We start from the raw sequence: 19,675 nt of genomic DNA, 5'->3' as shown, positions 1-19,675 counted from the left end.
TATAGCCCCCCCTTAGTTTATTAATATCGCCTTTGATATCATTGTAGGAACAAACAGCGAGTAACTATATCATAAAATATAGCACTCGCAAAATCAATTAAAAAATAAGTTAAATTGTTGGGGTTTACTGGTAAAGAAAGTTAAGTTTCTTGGGCAAGAATTGCCTTTGCAACTTCACTCATCTTTTGTCCATTATTCATACTTGTCTTCTGAATGTATCTAAAAGCTTCCTTTTCAGAAAGTCCTTTATTCGTCATTAAGATTCCCTTTGCTTTTTCAACAAGCTTCCTATCTTCAATGCTGTGTTCTAACTTCTCAACTTGTTCTCTAAGCTTCATTATTCTTCTTTGACTTTGAAAGATTAAATCAACAGCATTTAATAGAACTGGTTTAGATATAGGATTACTTATGCAATATATATCCGTTTCTTCTTGAACGAAGGATTTGTAGGGTTCATTTACTATAGCCAAGAATCCGCATATATCACCTAGATTACTACTAATATCTATAATTGTCATTTCAGAAAGCTTATAACTCATTATTATTAAGCTAGGAGATTCTTGCATGGCTCTTCTTATTAAATCATTAGCTGAAGTACATACTCCAAGTACCTCGTATCCTTCATTTCTTAAAATAATCTCTACCTTTTTAGCTGTATCAATATTGTTTAAGGCTATAATTATTCCTCTGCGAAAGTCCATGGCAAACTCACCTTTTTTCTGATTAATATTTCTTGATATAATTGTCAATTTCCCATTGATGAACGCTTATAGCATAATCTTTATATTCAGAGGATTTAGCCTTTAAATAAGTGTTAAATGCATGTTCACCTAATGTTTTTCTCACCAATTCACTTTCTTTCATATATTTAATAGCTTCTTCTAAGCTTCCTGGTAACGAATCTATTCCTTCTGCTTCTCTTTCATCTTCATTCATCTTGAATATATTCTTTTCAGCAGATGGTGGAGGTGTAAGATCCTTCTTTATTCCTTCTAGTCCAGCTGAAAGTAATGTAGCTAATACTAAATATGGATTTGAGCTTGGATCTGGACATCTTAATTCTACTCTTGTTCCAGCGCCTCTTGAAGCTGGTACTCTTACTAGACATGTTCTGTTACTTCCAGACCATGCTATATAAACTGGTGCTTCATAACCTGGAACTAATCTCTTATATGAGTTAACTAGAGGATTAGTTATAGCTGCTATTCCCTTAATATTATCAACAAGACCAGCTATAAAGCTGTATGCTGTCTTACTTAATCCTAATTCTCCATTTTCATCAACAAAAGCATTTTTTCCATCTTTATTTAATGACATATTAACATGCATTCCTGAACCATTGATTCCATATACAGGTTTAGGCATGAATGTAGCATGCACTCCATGTCTTTGAGCTATTGTTTTAACAACTAATTTAAAAGTCATTATATTATCAGCTGTTGTAAGTGCATCTGCATATTTAAAATCTATTTCATGTTGTCCTGCTGCAACTTCATGGTGAGATGCTTCTATCTCAAATCCCATTTCTTCTAAGGCAAGACTCATATCTCTTCTAGCATTTTCTCCCAGATCTACTGGTCCTAAATCAAAGTATCCAGCTTCATCGTGAGTTACAGTGGTAGGTTCACCTTTTTCATCTGTATTAAATAAGAAAAATTCACATTCTGGTCCAACATTCATGCTGTACCCTAACTCTTCAGCTTCTTTTAATACTTTCTTTAATATATTTCTTGGATCTCCTTCAAATGGAGTTCCGTCTGGTCTATAAACATCACAAATTAATCTTGCAACTTTACCTTGTTGAGGTCTCCATGGGAAAATAACGAATGTATCTAAGTCTGGTCTAAGATACATGTCTGATTCTTCTATTCTTACAAAACCGTCTATAGAAGACCCATCAAACATACACTCATTATTTAAAGCCTTTTCAAGTTGACTATCAGTTATCGCAACATTTTTAAGTGTTCCAAATAAGTCAGTGAATTGAAGTCTTATAAATTTAATACCATTTTCTTTAACGATATTAATAATATCCTCTTTAGAATACTTTGCCATAATATACTCCCCTTTTCGCATTTATTATTTGCAAAATTACATATGCAATAAAACGGCGCACTACTAGAAATACTTTTAAAAATTTGTAAGTAACTCTGTAGAACACCGTTGTTCGACTAAATCTTGTTAATATTATATTCTCATACTATTAAAAAATCAACTGTTATTTTTTGTTTTGTTTAAATTTATTATTCTAACCGTATACTTTTGATAATATGCATCTGATTTCATTAATAATATGTTAATACCATACCTATTTAAAGTTATGATACCATATTATTTAATATACATTCACTTACTGAATTAACTACATAATCTACATGCTCTTTTAAGCTTTCCTCTGAGCTTGTAAAAGTAAAGGAATTTCCTGCGACTTTAAACATTGATAAATCATTCCATGAGTCTCCTATAGAGTAAACACTGCTAGCATCTATTATCTCTTTTTCCATAATCATTTCTAAGGCATTTCCTTTTGAACAACCTACCTTAACTATATCTATATATCTAGTATTTCTATAAGCTACAAGATAATCCCCATACTTTTTATTGATATCATCACAAACTTCTTTAATGTAGGCTGCATCCTTCCCATCAAACTCAAAGCAAAGTAATGATACCTTGTCATCTCCTAACTCTACTAAGGTATCTATACTTTTCATGCTAGGAACCTTAAAATTTTCAAAACCTCTACCTACTATATAAGTAGTAAACCCAGTTTCTAGAGCCACCCCAGTAGTTCTATGTCTAAAATCCTTTATAACTGAGTCACATATATTTAAATCTAACTCCTCGCTATGCATTAGATTTAAATCCTTATCAAAAATAAGTGCTCCATTTAGTAGAACAAAGTAGTCCGCTGTTATATCATATTTACTTTTCAAAAACTCTACTCCATTGTAGGGTCTTCCAGTAGTAATTGCTATAGCGTGTCCTAGTTCTTCTAGTTTTTTTACAGCCTTAATATTATCATCTGTAATATCAAAACCCTCTACTAAAGTTCCATCTAAATCAGTAGCTAGCATTTTTCGCATCAACCATACCCCTTATCTTACAGTATTTTATCAGTTTTAATTATAACATACACCGTAACTAAATATCATTAGTTTCATTATTAAACTGGCTAAAGTACATATTGTAATATACACCTTTTTTATCTAATAGTTCATAATGATTTCCACTTTCTAAAATCCCCCCATTTCCAACAACAAGTATATTATCTGCATCTCTAATAGTACTTAATCTATGAGCTATAATAAAGCTAGTTCTTCCCTTCATTATATTTAACATACCCTTTTGAACCTGTTTTTCTGTGCGCGTATCAACACTACTTGTTGCCTCGTCTAAAATCAATATAGAAGGTTTAGATAACATAGCTCTAGCGATAGTTATAAGTTGTCTTTGTCCTTGACTAAGGTTACTTCCCCCCTCTACAATTTTAGTTTCATATCCTTCTGGAAGCCTTTTTATAAAACTATCTGCGCATGCCAATTTAGCCACTTTTTCTATTTCCTCATCTGTAGCCTTTGGATTTCCATAACGTATATTATCTTTTATACTTTCGCTAAATAGATAAGTATCTTGGAGTACTATACCAAATATATTCCTCAAGCTGTCTCTCGTATATTTACGTATATCCTCTCCATCTATTAATATACTTCCATCCGTAACCTCATAAAATCTAGTAAGTAAACTTATTATTGTGGTTTTTCCTGCTCCTGTAGCTCCCACTAAAGCAGTAGAACTTCCCTCCTTAGCACTAAAACTTATATTTTTTAGTACACTTATATCTTTTGAATATCCAAAACTCACATTTTTGAATACAACTTCACCCTTAGGATTTGTTATTTTCTTAGATTCCTCGCTATCCATACTTTCTTCATTTTCATCTAAAATCTCAAATACTCTTTCAGCTCCAGCCACTGCTGATTGCAAATTATTAAATATACTTGCCAAATCATTTAAAGGTCTAGAGAATTGTCTTGAATAACTTAAAAAACTAGCTATTAATCCTACAGTTATAAGTCCCTTAACCGCAAGTATCCCTCCAACAGAGGCTACAGCCATAAACCCTATATTATTTATTACATTCATAATAGGCATTAAAAATCCTGACCAAATTTGAGCCTTTAATCCAACCTCACAAAGCCTGTCATTAATCCCCCTAAAGGAATCCATAGCTTCTTTTTCACGATTAAAAGCCTTCACTATATCTACTCCAGATATAGTTTCCTCTATATATCCATTTAAATTTCCAAGCTCAACTTGTTGCTTCTTAAATAAAACCTTAGTTTTGCTAGCTATTACTTTTGTTAGCCCTCCTACCAAAGGTACTGTTATTAAACTTGCAAGTGTCAAAAGTGGGCTTAAAATAAGCATCATTATAAAAGAGCCTGATATTGTTATTACTCCAGACATTAACTGAGTGGTTGAGCTAGAAACAGTACTACTTACATTTTCAATATCATTAGTAAGTCTGCTCATAACTTCTCCATGGCTGTGAGTATCAAAAAAGCTTATAGGTAGCTTATGCAGTTTAGAGAATAAATTCACCCTTAACTTTCTAACAATTCCTTGGGATATTTTTGCCATGATTCTACCTTCAACAATATTTATTCCTCCGCTTACTATATAAGAAATAAGTAAAACAAATATCACTATTATTAAGCCACTTGAATTTTTAGTCCCCTGAAAATCTGCCATATAATCAACAGCTTTACCTATTAGATATGGTGCCATAAGTCCTATAAAGCTATCTATTATTATTAAACTAAATATAAATACAAGAGCTCTTTTCTCACTAGAAATATATCCAAAAAGTCTTTTTAGAGTTTTCTTAAAATTCTTAGGTTTAGCTTTAGGAGCAAATCTATCCATGCCCTTTGTAGTTCTTCTTCCAGATATATTTATGGAAGGTATTTCATCTATCTTCTTATTTTTTTCTCCCATTATATTAACTCCTTCCCGATCTGAGAATTAAATATATCCTTATACACACTACAACTATCCATAAGTTCATTATGAGAACCTAAACCTACTATCGCTCCATCATCAAGTACCAGTATATTATCTGCTTCCATTACTGAAGTTATTTTTTGAGATATTATTATAGTAACTAAGTCTTTTGAGAACTTCTTTAATCCTTCTTTTATTTTCTTTTCAGTGGTAACATCTACAGCACTAGTTGAATCATCTAATATCAATATATGAGGTTTCTTAATTAACGCTCTAGCTATTGATATTCTCTGTTTTTGTCCTCCTGAAAGATTCACTCCACCTTGACCTAATTTTGTATCATATCCTTTTGCCTGTTTTAATATAAATTCATGAGCCTCCGCTAGTGAAGCTGCATTTATAACCTCTTCCATAGTAGCATCAGCCTTCCCCCACCTTATATTGTCTACTATACTTCCCGTAAATAATAAAGAAGTCTGAGGAACTATAGAAATCCTATCTCTTAAACTTTCCATCGAAATATTCTTTATATCAACTCCGTTGATTTTTATCTTTCCTTTAGTAACATCATAAAATCTAAGGAGTAATTTAACTAAAGTACTCTTCCCTGAGCCTGTAGAACCTATTATTCCTAAAAGCTCTCCAGAATTAATATTAAGGTTAATATTTTTAAGGGCAGCTTCTCTAACTCCCCCACTATAAGTGAAGCTTACATCTTCAAAACTTATTTGTAATTTTCCCTTTTTAACCTCTTCATTCCCATTTTCTATAGTTAGCTCTTGATCAAAAACTTCAACTATTCTTTCTGAAGATGCTCTAGCTTTAACAAACATATTAAACACAAAGGTCATGGTCATAAGAGAAGACAGTATTTGAGTCATATAATTTATAAATGCCATAACTGCCCCAACCTGTATGCTTCCGCTATTTATCTTTATATTTCCTAACCAAAGCACTGCTATTATTCCAATATTAACTGTAGCAGTAATAGTTGGACTAAATATGGCTATAGTTTTCATAGCCTTAGTAGAAATATTAAAAAGTTCATCATTTTTTTTACCAAATCGTTCTTCTTCATATTTAAACCTATTAAATGCTTTAACAACTCTAACTCCGGATAAATACTCTCTTATATTACTATTAACATTGTCCAAAGATTTTTGTATCTTTCTGAAATTAGGATATCCTATCCTCATATTTAAAATTATTATCCCAATGACGAGTGGAATTATTATTAAAAAAATTACTGATAAAGATAAATTTAATCTAGCAGCCATTATTAAACTTCCTATACATAGCATGGGTGCCTTAACAAAAACCCTCATCATTCCATTTACAAACATCTGCACCTGATTAACATCATTAGTAAGTCTAGTAACTAATGAAGCTTTATCAAAATTATCTATATTATCAAAGGAAAAGCTTTGAATTTTTTCATACATATCAACTCTTAAATCTCTCCCAAACTTTTGTGATACATGACTTGCTATTATACTCCTCATAGTAGCTCCTATAGCTCCCATAACAGTCACTCCAAACATAATCAGCGTATTAATTAAAACATAATCCATATTTCTACTAGCAACACCTTCATCAACTATCTTTGACATTATAGTTGGCTGCATGAGATCACAAATGGCCTCTATGGATAGAAAAAATAGCGCTATAACAAATGGTTTTTTATATTTTTCTATATACTTCTTATAATGCTTCAAAAACTTCATCTCCATCTTTATTTAAATAAGCAAACCGTTCAATATAAATTATAACTCAACCTCATGGAAAACTATGACTAATTTTCAAAATCTGTTATTACTTTTAATTTAAAAATTATCTTAATCTTCACAAGCACTATACTAATTTAAATCTATTTTTAGCCAGTTAAATTGTTAACTGCTTAACTGGTTAACTGGTTAACTTCTTATATTCTTAACTGGTTAACTGGTTAACTGTTTTTCTGTTTTTTTAATATTTAAGTTTTTATTAGCTAGAATGTCTTTGATGAAGCTGAGGAAGAAGGAATCTAATGACGCTTGAGAAGAAACTCCTATAAATTAGTATTTTCTAAATTATAACAACTTTGTAACAAGCTCATGTTAAAATATATTTAGTATAATTTGAGAGGTATTTATTTATGAGAGAAAAGATTATTGTAGTTGAGGATGAATTTTATATAAATGATATTTTAACCACTGCTTTAGAAGAAGAAAAATTTCAAGTTTTAAGTCTTTTTAACGGAGAATCTTTAAAGGAAAACTTAATTAATTTTGCTCCAGATATAGTTCTTTTAGATGTTAATTTGCCAGATATAAATGGATTTGAGCTATGCAAATATATAAATAAAGAACTTAGTATTCCTATAATTTTAATTACTGCTAGAAATGACGTTGTCGATAAGGTTCTAGGCTTAGAGTTAGGGGCTCATGATTATATAACTAAGCCTTTTCATATAAAAGAAGTTATAGCTAGAATTAGAGCAGCCTTAAGATCCACAACTAAATATTCTTCTACACTAACAAATGATTTATCAAACCAGCCTGTAGCCATAAGCCCAGTGTTAAATGTTGATTTTGATAGCAGAATAATTCTTAAAAATAACGAGGAGATAAAACTGAATCCAAAAGAATTTGAAATTCTCTCTTTACTATCTAAAAATAGAAATAAAATTTTCACTAGAGATGCTTTATTAAATACTATTTGGGGTTATGAGTATTTTGGAGAAGATAGAACAGTTGATGTTCATATAAGGAGACTTAGAGCTAAAATAGATACACCTGATTTTTCTCATATAGAGACTGTATTTGGTGTTGGATATGTAATGAGGTAATTTATGAAAAGTATAAAAAGCAAAATAACCTTGTGGTTTATGTGTTTATTTATTATTTTTTCCATTGTGCTTAATTTATCTATAAGATTTTTTCTTAAAAATGATTTTGAAAAAAACACGACTAATTCAATGAACAATTTAATGATAAATTCAAGAGAATTAATAAAAAACAAACTTTTATTAAAAGATTCTTATTCTAACTCTGATTGGATTGATGTTGGCTCTGAGGTTTTATGGGATATAAAAAAGCTCTACCAAACCTATGGAAGCCTTTATTTCTTAGATAATAACAGTGCTTTAACCACCACAAATAATTCAGAAGAGGATATAGCATTAATTAATGAAGCTTCAAAGAACAAAGCTGTAGTAAAGCTATATAGAGTTAAAAATACATATACTGCCTCAATTTCCTATCCAATTTATATAAATGATAAAAGTGATTATACTCTTTATCTGACAAAAGATTTTAGTGAAAATTATTTAGATTATATAAAAATATTAAATATTATAACCTTGCTTCAGGTTTTTTTGGGTATTCTAATACTTTTGATTACATATTTAATCTCTTCTCGTATAACTAAACCTATATCCTCATTAATTAAAGGTGTTAAGGAAGTTTCTTTAGGTAATTTTGATTACTCTTTTGAATCTTCATCTTCAGATGAAATAGGGATATTATCAAGAGAATTCTCTAATATGAAAAAAGAAATAAAAAATCAATTGGAATATCTTATGAAAGAAAAAGAAAATGCTCTACTTCTTCAAAAAAGTAAAAGCAGCTTCTTTAATAATGTAACCCATGAGCTTAAAACTCCCTTAACTACTATATCAGGCTATAGTCAGTTATTACTTTCTCCCAAGGTAGAGGATAAGAATTTTAGAGATAGAGCTATAAATGGCATCTTTCAAGAAAGTGAAAGAATGCATTCCTTAATAGTAGAGCTAATAAATAGTTCTAAAAACTTAAATAATCCACAGAAAGAATTAATTCCAATAGAATTATCCACATTTATATCAAGAATTCTTGATAACCTAAAAATTAAGTGGAAAAATAAAGCTTATTCCCTAAATCTAGATATGGAGGATACTTTAATACTATCAGATACTGAAAACATAACTTCATTACTAACAAACATCTTAGATAACGCTATAAAATATTCTCTAGATAATGGAGTTATAGCTATAAATCTAAAAACTCAAAATAACTTAGTTTATTTAACAGTAGAAAATTCTTATGATAGCTCTACTTCATTTATAAAAGACAAGCTGTTTGAACCTTTTGTTAAAGGTACTAACTCAACAGAAGACAGCAATGGTCTAGGTTTATATATATGCAAAGAGATAGTTAATTCGTTAAATGGAGAAATCATTATACAACTAACTAAAGAAACCTTTAAACTTATAATAACTTTTCCTTCTTTCTGTAATATCTCTGAAACAATTTAACTAAGTTTTGTAATTATTAAAAGTTATCATAAAAATAACACTGAAAGGGGGAAATTTTATGATAAAAAACACTTTATTAAAAGCTCTTACAACATCAATATTAATCTCTTCTTTATTTTTAACTGGTTGTACTACGGAAGAAAAGACTGTTACAGTACAGGATGATGTACAGAAGATGAGTAATGAATTAGATGAAGATGGTAGGATATTTACTAGGGTTTCAGATATAACTACTCCCGAAGCCGAAATCAATAGCATAAAGTCATCTACATTCATTCCTTCTCCTCCATTTTTTGATAGTTTTATCATATTTTCATCAGATGACTATAAAGATTCATTTCACTTAAATTCAGATAATTTTATTAGTTCAATCGCGAGCAATTCAGCTAAATTCAAAGGTATAAACAAAGGTATATTAACTTATTTTAATGATACTGAGTTATGGATATATAATTCAGACACAAAACAAAACCAATTTCTTATTAATATTCCAGATATAAAAGAAGAATTAGAAAACGCTACATCAATTAATCCACTTAAGATTTCTGGAGATAATAATTACTTAAGTATACTTTCTTTAATTCAATATGATGGATATCACGAAAATATTATTCGTATATTTGATTTAAAAACAGGTGAGCTTCATAAAAGTGCTCCATTAAAAGATTTGTATCTATCTCAAAATATTCTCTATAGTAAAATAACAAATAAATTTTATACCTCAACCCCATATTCTGAGAATATATTAGAATTCTCTATTGCCGACATGAATCCTAAAGAAATAATACGCATTCCTGGAATTAAAGTTGAGAACTTTAAAATGAGTGAAGATGGTAGATGTATTTACTTCACACAAAAAGATAGAGATAGTAAAGAGCTGTCATTTTCTAAACTTGACTTACAGACAAAAAATGTAACAACTTTATTAAAAATATCTCCTAAAGAAAAAGATGAAGATTTATTTTGGAATAACTTTGATATAGTTGGTACTACACTGGTTTATGCTCTTTTTACAAACATATCCACTAATTTTGAAGCTTCTTTAACTAAACAAAAACTTTATGCTGCAAATATAGTTGAAGATTCTATTGCCGATAATCAACTTTTATATAGTTCTCCTAATGCAGAAAATTCTTCTGTATGGTTTTATTTAGACAAAAATAGCAACAAGCTTTTTAGTTCTATAGCAATATATCCAACCCCTGAGTCAGGCGAAAGTACTGAATATCCAAAATCAGTCCGATACACACTATACGAAAAATCAAAATAACATCATTAATTTACAAAATAATCTCAAAAACTAATTTTTTCTTAATTCTTTCATTAAAAACTTTAAGTTACAGATTTATAGTTCTATAATTATAAATGATTAAAGTAAAGTCAAGCGGAGGAAATTATGAAAAAAAACAAACTATTTATCTTAATGATATCAATTATAATGCTAACTTTAGCTTTAGTATCTTGCTCTAAAAATACAAAAGAAGATACTAGCAGCAATGAAATAAAAGAAGAGATTAATACACAAACTACAAAAAATGAAAATACTAGCGATTCTAATCAAGATGAAACTACTTCTAATTCGAATAAGGCTCCTGAAAAACCCTCTTCTCCTATAACTAATACTGACAATACTAATACATCTTCTAAGTCTTATTTCGGAACCTGGGTTGTAAGTAAAAAAATTGCAACTACTCCAGTGTATGCTATGTCTGAAGATAAGATAAAGTCTTATATAGGAAAAGAACTATATCTAACAGAAAAAAAGGTGTCCTTCGATAAGGAGAATCTAGTTAATCCTACCTTTGAAGAAACTACTTTATCTGATACTGATTTTAATTCAGAAAACAAAGTTTCTTTAAAAACTATAGGAATAAGCTCAGCTTCTGTTAAAAAGGTTGATGTTATTCAAAATGTTAATTCTAACTGGGCTTCCTTTTTTGGAAACACCTTTTATGTTAAGGACGACAATACCTTGATAACTTTATGGGACGGAATATTTTTTGAGTTAAATAGAAAATAGGAAACAAAAAAGAAATCCACTTAATTTATGGATTTCTTTTTTACTCTATTTAACAAACATCTCAATTAATGTTCCTAATCCTTTTTCAAGATTTCTTAACTTCTCCTTGTTTATAGACTGAAGATATAGGCTTTCTAGTTCTAGCATATATTTTTTACCTGCGGCTAGGTAACTTGTTGCTTCTTTTATTTTTTTAGTATATTCTTGTTTAATATTTTCAATATTGTCTTTATATTTCTCTTCAGTTCCAGGATAAACTAGCTCTTCATAGGTATCTACAATCTCATCTGTATGTCGTTCTGCTAGATATTCATGAGGTCTAGTACTATCAAAAACTGCAATACTAAGCTCTCTAAGCACTATCATATCATAGCTTTTAGGATCAAACCCACAATGATAAGCTTCAATATCATATCCTCTTTTTTCAGCTTCATTTAACAACTTTCCTAATATAGTTGATTTTCCTGTGCCTGGTCTGCCCTTTATAAGGTACCTCTTCCCAACATTTCTAGTAATGCTAGGTATAAAATCCTTTGGTCCATCCGGAGTCGCTGCTCCTAAAAACCTATGCACAGTTTTTGATTTTTTATTTAACTTTGTTTCTGCTAATATTCTAATTATTAATTCCTTTGCAAAATCATCCGCTCTACTAAAATCCATGTTTTCTATATATATTTCTTCCCATTTATCATGAATTTTAAGCCCCTCACCAAATGCAACATGAGCTTTTTTTATTTCTTCCTTCATTAATACTTTTAAGTTTTCTATATTTTTGTGTCTTTTTTTCAATGAGTTTTCATCCATAATTTGAGATAAGTCTATATATTGTTTATCTTTTTTTATACTCTCTAGTTTTGTTCCGTATATAGGGTTTCCATCAATAAAAGCTACATTCCCATTAGGAATAACCACACCCTCTACATATTCATCTCCCATATAACTATTTATAAGTTCTATCTCGTAACCTTTTGCTAAATAGGCCTGTGCAATATTTTTTATAACCGATGTCTTTATCACCTGGGGAGCATTTCTTATAACATATATGTCCTTTATATTTTCTAATATAGAGTCATAGTAATTCACGAACCCTCGTGCTGTATTTCCTCCCCCATAGTAATTAATAATATTAGGTGTCATACGACCACTTCCTCTTTATCGTTCTTTGGTACATATTTCCATAATATGCAAAGACACAAAGGATAGTGATGGTTAGAGGTTTCTATAACTACAAATATTTCTTCATTTTTTTATGAGGAATTCCAGCCTCTAAATAAACCTCAGATATTTCTTCAAATCCTACTGATTTATATAAATCTACCACATACTCTTGTGCAGATAATATTATTTCTTTTTCTTTATAGACATCCTCTATATATTCAATGGCTCTATTCATCATTTCTACAGCTAATCCTCTTCTTCTATAGCTATTTAAAACTAAAACTCTTCCTATTGAAGGTGCATCATAACTTATTCCTTTTGGAATTATTCTGCTGTAAGCTACTACTCTATCATTATCTATACAAAATATATGTGCACATTTTTTATCCACATCATCAAAGTCTTGTTCATCTATTTTCTGTCCGCAAACAAAAACCTCAAACCTTGATTTAACTATCTCATAAAGTTCATTTATACTTAAATCTTTAAATTCTTTTATATACCATTTCATATTTTTAAACCTCTTTTCATATGTTTTATTTATATCCGTTTATTGATATCTAGATTTAACTGATGTACAATATATATTGTAATTCTTCTTAAACTGAATTAGAAGAGCTTTTCTCTTTTAATTGACTTTAGGAATTAGTTATATAGTTTCATTCTAATTGCAAGGAAGTTTCTAAGCAAAAGGATTAATATGACAACTGGATTAATTAAATTTATGTTTTTTCCTAGTTTGTTAAAATTTTAACCCTCTGCTGACAGAGGGTTTTATTTTTTGGAGGTAATCATGGAAAATAGGGTTGGTGTAGTTGCCATTGTTTTAGATAACTTAGAGGCTGCTCCTTCTGTTAATGAAATACTTCATGACTATGCCAAGATAATAGTAGGTAGAATGGGTATTCCCTATAGAGAAAAAGGGGTATCTGTAATTTCTATTATTGTAGATGGCACAACGGATGAAATAGGTGCTTTAACAGGTAAGCTTGGAAGAATAAAGTACGTTCAAGTTAAGTCTGCTATTACAAAGAAGTAATATTAGAGGAGTGTGTTTTTATTATGATAAGAGAATATAAGGCAGAAGAATTTATTATTGATGAAGAAATTTACTCAAGTATTGAAGAAGGTGAAAAATTAGCCCAAGATAAAGAATATGTAAAAAACCTTCTTGAAAGATCTAGGGACTTTAAAGGATTAACCCACAGAGAAGCGGCTGTACTTTTATCTGTAGAAGATGAAGAATTAGTTCAAGAAATGTTTAAAGTTGCTGGAGAAATTAAAGAAAGAATTTATGGAAACAGAATCGTTTTATTTGCTCCCTTATATCTTTCTAATCACTGTGTTAATAATTGTGAATATTGCGGTTATCAACACTGCAACAGCGATTTATTAAGAAAGAAATTAACTCAAGAGCAAATAGCAAAAGAGGTACAAGCTTTAGAGGCTATGGGCCACAAGCGACTTGCTTTAGAACTTGGAGAAGATCCAATTAACAATCCTATAGAGTATGTTCTTGAATCTTTAAAAACTATATATTCATTAAAATTTGATAATGGAGCTATAAGAAGATGTAACGTAAATATAGCTGCAACAACTGTAGAAGAATATGAAATGCTTAAGGATGCTGGCATAGGCACATATATATTATTCCAAGAAACATACCATAAACCTACTTACGAAAATCTACATCCAAATGGTCCAAAACATAATTACAACTGGCATACTACAGCAATGCATAGAGCTAGAGCCGCTGGAATTGATGATGTTGGAATGGGTGTACTTTACGGATTATATGAACATAAATACGACACTATAGCTTTACTTATGCATGCAGAACATTTAGATAAAGAAACAGGGGTAGGCCCACACACTTTATCGGTTCCAAGATTAAGACCAGCTGAAGGTGTTGATACAAATAAATATCCTCACATGTTAAAGGATGAAGAATTTAAGAAATTAGTGGCTATCCTTAGAATAACAGTTCCTTATACAGGAATTATATTATCAACTAGAGAAGAAGCTAATTTTAGAGAAGAAGTATTATCTGTAGGTGTATCTCAGGTTTCTGCTGGCTCTTGTACTGGAGTAGGTGGATATGCTGATGAAAATAAAATTAAAGAAAATACAGCACAATTTGAAGTAAGTGATGAAAGAAGTCCTAGCGAAGTTATGAGAAGCCTATGTAATCAAGGATACGTTCCAAGTTACTGTACAGCTTGTTATAGAGAAGGAAGAACAGGGGAAAGATTTATGGCTTTAGCTAAATCTGGACAAATACACAATGTATGTCTTCCTAATGCCTTACTTACTTTTAAAGAATATTTAATAGATTATGCTGATGAAGAAACTAAAGAAGTTGGTGAAAAAGCTATACTTAAAAACCTTGAAACAATACCAAATGAAGCTGCTAAAGAAGCTTGCTTAAAGAAGCTTGAAAGAATAGAAAATGGAGAAAGAGATTTACGTTTCTAATTAAGAGGAGGAATAAAAACATGTTAGATACCCCAAAAGCCAATAGACTCCATATATCTTTTTTTGGAAAGAGAAATGCAGGAAAATCAAGTTTAGTAAATGCCTTAACAAATCAAGACATAGCCCTTGTGTCTGATACTCCTGGAACTACTACAGATCCAGTATTTAAGGCAATGGAATTACTTCCATTAGGCCCTGTAATGATAGTTGATACAGCTGGGTTAGACGATGAAGGAGCTTTAGGAGAACTTAGAATAAAGAAAACCTTCGATATAATGGATAGAACAGATTTAGCTATTTTAGTATTTACAGGAGAATCTACTGATTTCTCGATGGAGATGACATGGAAAGAAGAATTAACTAAAAGAAATATTCCTATAATAGGAGTAATAAACAAAATAGATCAATTTTCTTTAGATGAAACTTCTTTAAAATCTGATTTTGACATTCCTTTTGTATCTTTAAGTGCTAAGGAAAAGAAAAATATAGGTAGTTTTAAACAAGCTATAATAGATGTTGCTCCTACAGATTTTGAACTTCCTGCTATAGTTGGAGATATCCTTAGACCAAAAGCAAGAGTTGTTTTAGTAGCACCTCAAGATATCCAAGCTCCAAAAGGAAGACTTATACTTCCTCAAGTTCAAATAATCAGAGATATATTAGACTATGATGGAATGGCTCTAACTGTTAAAGATACTGAGCTTATAGATGTGTTAGAAGATTTAAAATGTGCTCCTGATTTAGTTATAACAGATTCTCAAATGTTTGATAAGGTAAGTAAAATAGTTCCTGAAGATATTCCTTTAACATCTTTCTCAATCCTTATGGCAAGATATAAAGGAGATTTAGCTACCTTCGTTAGAGGAGCTAGAGCTATGGATTCTCTAAAACCTGGAGATAAAGTTCTTATAGCAGAAGCTTGTACTCACCATGCATTAAAAGGTGATATAGCAAGAGAAAAACTTCCTATATGGATTAAAGAAAAGTACGGCGATGTTGAATTCGTAAATTTAACTGGAGTAGACTTCCCTGAAGATCTTAAAGAATTTAAGCTTATAATTCAATGCGGAAGCTGTATGTTCACAAGAAAACAATTAATGAGCAGGCTTATTAAAGCTGAAGCTGATGATATGCCTATAACAAACTTTGGTACTGCTATTGCTCATCTAAATGGAATTTTAGATAGAGTTGTAAACATGTTTCCTGAAGTAAGATAATCTAGCTTATTTTAAAGAACTTCTGTGATTTTTCATAGAAGTTCTTTTTTTAAACTAAGAACTTATCTTCTAAAGTTCTAAAATTCTAAAATTCCAAAGATCTTAAGTTCTTAAGTTCTTAAGTTCTTAAGTTCTTAAGAATTTACTATAAATCTATTAGAAAAACATTAGGGTTCTTCCTTGAAAATATCTATTTTAAAAGTATTGTTGTCAGTACTATACTCAAACTCATCATCTATAACTATTTTACCTTCTATGAAATCTATTTTCACTGTTATTGTAGTAGGAATATCATCATTATAAAAAGTTTTCTTAACTTTAGGTGAGTGAATAATTTCTTTTCCTTCTTTATTTGTTACTTTAATTATATTAGTTGAGGTTATTAAGGATTTTATATCCCCATTCTCATAAAATTTTAATGAATTACTTTCTCCATGAATTCCTACGGCATTTTTATCATAGGCATAAATATCCCCAATAGGTGTTTTAATTTTAGTAGGATAATTAGGCTCACAAGATTCTATATTACCATTTTTGTATAAAGAGATTCCTACTCTACCTTTAATTGTTTTGTCTTTATGTTTTATGTCAATTACTTCTCGAGGCCAGAGAGTTATACTTTTAATTTCTTGTGTTTCATAAAAACATATAGAAATAACTTTTTTATGAAACTCTGCAAAGGAAAATTTAAAATCATATTCTTTTGCTAAATTTCTTTCATCTTCTTCTAACCAGTATGCAGATATTCTACCGTCTAAAGGAAAAATTCGCTTTATGCTTCCCTTCTCATGAAAAACTATTTTTTCAATGTAGAAATCTTTATTTTTAATTGATATTTTACTTTCTTTTTGGAGAAGTAAACTCTTAATATTTCCATTCTTAAATAGTTTTATGGAAGGTAAATCCTTTTTTCTAGTGTCATCTAAATCATACATAGGAATAAATTCATTCTCACCTATCCTTAATATGTTCTTTTCATATATTCTTAATGCTTCAATCTCGCCAGTATCATATACATCAGAAACTTTTGCTCCTTTAAGCTTAATCATTTAAAACTCTCCTTTTTAATTTCAAGTTAAAATATAGAGTGGTTAATCTTCTTTATATTTTGGAAGACACCACTCTATTAACTAAACTATATTTTTAATATGATATTATTTCTAATAATGCCTTTAACCATGGGAAAACGTCTCAAGAAATTTATTGGTCCCATATAACTTACTTGATAAATCTTGTTTCCCCGGTATACCACAAGCATCTGCACGGCAATGTTTGCAGTGCCTAAATACTTCAAGATGTTTTTCAGCTTCAATTCTTGCTTTATCTAGCTGATTACAATCTGGTGCCTTGATATGGCTTAGATCATGTTGAGGAATAAGTGGAATTATATTGTATAAAGTAGCTCCAGCTTCTTTAACTGTTTTAGATATAACCTCAATATGCTCATCATTAATTCCAGGTATTAATACAGAGTTTACTTTTACTATTACTCCTAATCTACTAATTAAGCGGATGCCCTCTAATTGGTTTTTTATCAATATTGAAGCTCCTTCTTCCCCATAATATACTTTTTTATCATGTACTATATAGGAAGTTATTTGGCTTTGTATCTTAGGATCAACTGCATTAACTGTAACTGTTATAGTTCTTACACCCACATCATAAATTTTTTTATAATATTTAGGGAGTAGTAACCCATTTGTACTCAAACATTTTATAAGATCTGGATATTCCTTGTCTACTAATTCGAAAGCTTTCAACGCATGTGGGGTTGCCAATGTATCCCCTGGTCCAGCTATTCCTACAACAGTTATTTCAGGACAAAGGTCCAAAGCTTTTCTTACTGTATCTACTGCATCCTTATAATTTAATATCCCATTAGCAACTCCTGGTCTGTCTTCATCTCCATTACAATCTCTTCTACAAAAATTACACTGTATATTACAAGATGGACTGACTGGCAAATGTAGTCTACCAAACTTATTATGTGCCTCTCCCCCCAAACATGGATGGGATTTTGCAAGGTGTGTAAAATCACTGCTTTTCTTTTTAACTAAATTAAAATCTGCCATAAAATCTCCTCCGTTTATATAAAAAATAGAGGTATAAATCACTATTCCATGATTTATACCTCTAGTTCTCTAGTCAGTATTTACTTTACTATACTATATTTAATTTATAGAATTTAAAAAGAATACTCCCTCTGAACTGGCTAATTGTTCCAAAGTAATTGAATATAATACTGAATTTATCTGTTTATCTATATTTTCCCATACCGCTATATTTATTCTTTCCTCAATGTCATTGTGACTATGAATGTTTGCTAAATTTGTTTCTCCTTCTATTACCCTAAGTATATCTCCTACATATATATCTGAGGCTTTTCTAGCAAGTGAGTACCCTCCTTGAAACCCTCTTACACTCTTAACTAAATTAGCCCCCCTTAGCAAAAAAAAGATTTGAGACAAATAATTCTGAGAAATATTTTGTCTTTCAGCAATTAAATTCAAAGGAATGTACTCTTCTTGTTGATTCATTGCTATAAAAACCATAGCTATTAATCCATATCTTCCTTTAGTTGATATATTAATAATAAACTCTCCTTTGCTCTAATTTAAATTTTGAACTTTCAAGTTTCCCTAAACCACCTTATCTATCTGAATACTTAATGTATCAATATCCCCAGACCCTAATCTAAATACAAAGTCATCGCTGATTATCTCATAAGGACGAATTATAGATATATTATCTAAAAATACATCTTCAAATAGCTTATTAATTGTCTCTTCATAACCCCTAAACTCATCTTCATCTATTATAAATCTCTCAATAATTCCAATTACCCTTAAGCTTACTTTCTTGTCCTCAATAATGTTTATCTCAATCCTACTATTTACTATATCTCTATTTATCATTGGTGATTGTACCTCTTGAAAACACACAAGTTTTCCTTGCTTATTACTGTAAAGTCCTCCCTTAGAAATACTATGCCAAAAACTTTCATTATAAATGGATATATCCATAGTTGAACTTGTCTTATTTATAAGGTTTATTAAACCTATATCTAGTTTTGTAATTATACTCATCACCTCATTCTGAATTTCTCATTTTTCTCTATCTGTATAATCTTGCCGTCTTGAATTACTATTGTAACTGTTCCATAACTGATTCCTTTTATTAGCTCGTTTAATTTTTGGGATACTTGCTCATTAACCGGACTTTCTCTTAATAATTTTTCCACCTTCATAGTACCACTCCCCTTATTGTTACTATATAAAAAAGTCGCCAAGGCGATTATGAGCCGTCGACTTTTTTTACGCATCTGCCTTTCCAAACGTATGTGAGGAAAATTTGGCAGGCGTTCAATTTTCTTTTTTTATTCTTTAGGTGTTTTAGCTTACAATAAATGAGTTTGATGAAGCTGCAGAATGCTTCTACAGTTATAATGTGTAAATTTCCTCGTATTATAAAACCATAGAAATAAATACGAATATTTATTTCTATGTTGAAAACTCTAACTAGTGA

At 30.2% G+C, this 19,675-nt stretch carries 19 protein-coding genes; 7 read left to right on the top strand and 12 right to left on the bottom strand.

Annotation, left to right across the window (positions count from 1 at the left end):
- Nucleotides 1-140: 140 nt before the first annotated feature.
- From L1S49_RS20850 to L1S49_RS20830, 5 genes are all read right to left on the bottom strand, one after another.
- Entirely contained in the window at nucleotides 141-701 is a 561-nt protein-coding gene (locus L1S49_RS20850) for an ANTAR domain-containing protein (RefSeq protein ID WP_021803828.1), read from the bottom strand.
- Nucleotides 702-723: 22 nt separating this feature from the next.
- Nucleotides 724-2,055, bottom strand: a complete 1,332-nt coding sequence (glnA, locus tag L1S49_RS20845; RefSeq protein ID WP_238907260.1) for a type I glutamate--ammonia ligase — start codon at nucleotides 2,053-2,055, stop codon at nucleotides 724-726.
- 263 nt (nucleotides 2,056-2,318) lie between these two features.
- Nucleotides 2,319-3,086 carry an HAD-IIB family hydrolase gene (locus L1S49_RS20840; RefSeq protein WP_238907259.1) on the bottom strand — a complete coding sequence of 256 codons (768 nt, stop codon included), beginning with the start codon at nucleotides 3,084-3,086 and terminating at the stop codon, nucleotides 2,319-2,321.
- 58 nt (nucleotides 3,087-3,144) lie between these two features.
- Complete coding sequence (locus L1S49_RS20835) at nucleotides 3,145-5,001, bottom strand: ABC transporter ATP-binding protein (protein WP_238907258.1); 1,857 nt, start codon at nucleotides 4,999-5,001, stop codon at nucleotides 3,145-3,147.
- Nucleotides 5,001-6,731 (bottom strand): ABC transporter ATP-binding protein, encoded by a 1,731-nt coding sequence (locus L1S49_RS20830; RefSeq protein WP_238907257.1) that lies wholly within the window; start codon nucleotides 6,729-6,731, stop codon nucleotides 5,001-5,003. Before L1S49_RS20830 ends, L1S49_RS20835 begins: the two co-directional genes overlap by 1 nt.
- A gap of 410 nt (nucleotides 6,732-7,141) precedes the next feature.
- On the opposite strand from L1S49_RS20830, the gene L1S49_RS20825 reads away from it, so the two are divergent.
- From L1S49_RS20825 to L1S49_RS20810, 4 genes are all read left to right on the top strand, one after another.
- Complete coding sequence (locus L1S49_RS20825) at nucleotides 7,142-7,834, top strand: response regulator transcription factor (RefSeq protein WP_238907256.1); 693 nt, start codon at nucleotides 7,142-7,144, stop codon at nucleotides 7,832-7,834.
- Between the two features lie 3 nt (nucleotides 7,835-7,837).
- The gene (locus tag L1S49_RS20820; protein ID WP_238907255.1) at nucleotides 7,838-9,280 is read left to right on the top strand and encodes a HAMP domain-containing sensor histidine kinase; all 1,443 of its coding nucleotides are present in this window, start codon (nucleotides 7,838-7,840) and stop codon (nucleotides 9,278-9,280) included.
- Nucleotides 9,281-9,338: 58 nt separating this feature from the next.
- Entirely contained in the window at nucleotides 9,339-10,550 is a 1,212-nt protein-coding gene (locus L1S49_RS20815; RefSeq protein ID WP_238907254.1) for a hypothetical protein, read from the top strand.
- 126 nt (nucleotides 10,551-10,676) lie between these two features.
- On the top strand, nucleotides 10,677-11,300 hold the full coding sequence (locus L1S49_RS20810; protein WP_238907253.1) for a hypothetical protein: 624 nt from the start codon (nucleotides 10,677-10,679) through the stop codon (nucleotides 11,298-11,300).
- Between the two features lie 45 nt (nucleotides 11,301-11,345).
- On the opposite strand, the gene L1S49_RS20805 is transcribed toward L1S49_RS20810, so the two are convergent.
- The gene (locus tag L1S49_RS20805) at nucleotides 11,346-12,437 is read right to left on the bottom strand and encodes a hypothetical protein (protein ID WP_238907252.1); all 1,092 of its coding nucleotides are present in this window, start codon (nucleotides 12,435-12,437) and stop codon (nucleotides 11,346-11,348) included.
- A gap of 88 nt (nucleotides 12,438-12,525) precedes the next feature.
- Nucleotides 12,526-12,969, bottom strand: coding sequence for a GNAT family N-acetyltransferase (locus L1S49_RS20800; RefSeq protein ID WP_238907251.1), 444 nt, complete (start codon nucleotides 12,967-12,969; stop codon nucleotides 12,526-12,528).
- Between the two features lie 282 nt (nucleotides 12,970-13,251).
- Here L1S49_RS20800 and L1S49_RS20795 point away from each other — a divergent pair, with 282 nt between their 5' ends.
- The 3 genes from L1S49_RS20795 to hydF are packed head-to-tail and all read left to right on the top strand — an operon-like array spanning nucleotide 13,252 to nucleotide 16,150.
- Nucleotides 13,252-13,497, top strand: coding sequence for a TM1266 family iron-only hydrogenase system putative regulator (locus L1S49_RS20795; RefSeq protein WP_021803840.1), 246 nt, complete (start codon nucleotides 13,252-13,254; stop codon nucleotides 13,495-13,497).
- Nucleotides 13,498-13,520: 23 nt separating this feature from the next.
- A complete protein-coding gene (hydG, locus tag L1S49_RS20790; RefSeq protein WP_238907250.1) occupies nucleotides 13,521-14,933 on the top strand; it encodes a [FeFe] hydrogenase H-cluster radical SAM maturase HydG in 1,413 nt (470 codons plus the stop codon).
- Nucleotides 14,934-14,953: 20 nt separating this feature from the next.
- Nucleotides 14,954-16,150: a [FeFe] hydrogenase H-cluster maturation GTPase HydF gene (gene hydF, locus L1S49_RS20785; protein ID WP_238907249.1), complete on the top strand. Its 1,197-nt coding sequence runs from the start codon at nucleotides 14,954-14,956 to the stop codon at nucleotides 16,148-16,150.
- Between the two features lie 167 nt (nucleotides 16,151-16,317).
- Here hydF and L1S49_RS20780 read toward each other — a convergent pair whose 3' ends face one another.
- The 5 genes from L1S49_RS20780 to L1S49_RS20760 all read right to left on the bottom strand — a co-directional run bounded on the left by L1S49_RS20780 (nucleotide 16,318) and on the right by L1S49_RS20760 (nucleotide 19,397).
- The gene (locus tag L1S49_RS20780; RefSeq protein ID WP_238907248.1) at nucleotides 16,318-17,199 is read right to left on the bottom strand and encodes a hypothetical protein; all 882 of its coding nucleotides are present in this window, start codon (nucleotides 17,197-17,199) and stop codon (nucleotides 16,318-16,320) included.
- Nucleotides 17,200-17,322: 123 nt separating this feature from the next.
- Complete coding sequence (locus L1S49_RS20775; RefSeq protein ID WP_238907247.1) at nucleotides 17,323-18,222, bottom strand: radical SAM protein; 900 nt, start codon at nucleotides 18,220-18,222, stop codon at nucleotides 17,323-17,325.
- Between the two features lie 99 nt (nucleotides 18,223-18,321).
- A complete protein-coding gene (locus L1S49_RS20770) occupies nucleotides 18,322-18,735 on the bottom strand; it encodes an Rrf2 family transcriptional regulator (RefSeq protein ID WP_278335158.1) in 414 nt (137 codons plus the stop codon).
- Nucleotides 18,736-18,789: 54 nt separating this feature from the next.
- Complete coding sequence (locus tag L1S49_RS20765) at nucleotides 18,790-19,236, bottom strand: hypothetical protein (RefSeq protein WP_238907245.1); 447 nt, start codon at nucleotides 19,234-19,236, stop codon at nucleotides 18,790-18,792.
- Nucleotides 19,236-19,397, bottom strand: a complete 162-nt coding sequence (locus tag L1S49_RS20760; RefSeq protein ID WP_238907244.1) for a YezD family protein — start codon at nucleotides 19,395-19,397, stop codon at nucleotides 19,236-19,238. The genes L1S49_RS20765 and L1S49_RS20760 overlap by 1 nt, the downstream gene beginning before the upstream one ends.
- Between the last annotated feature and the right edge of the window lie 278 nt (nucleotides 19,398-19,675).

Source organism: Clostridium sp. YIM B02506, from assembly GCF_022324845.1.
Classification (GTDB): Bacteria; Bacillota; Clostridia; order Clostridiales; family Clostridiaceae; genus Clostridium_T; species Clostridium_T intestinale.
Note: the sequence above shows the minus strand (reverse complement) of the source record. Positions and strands in the feature narration are given on the sequence as shown.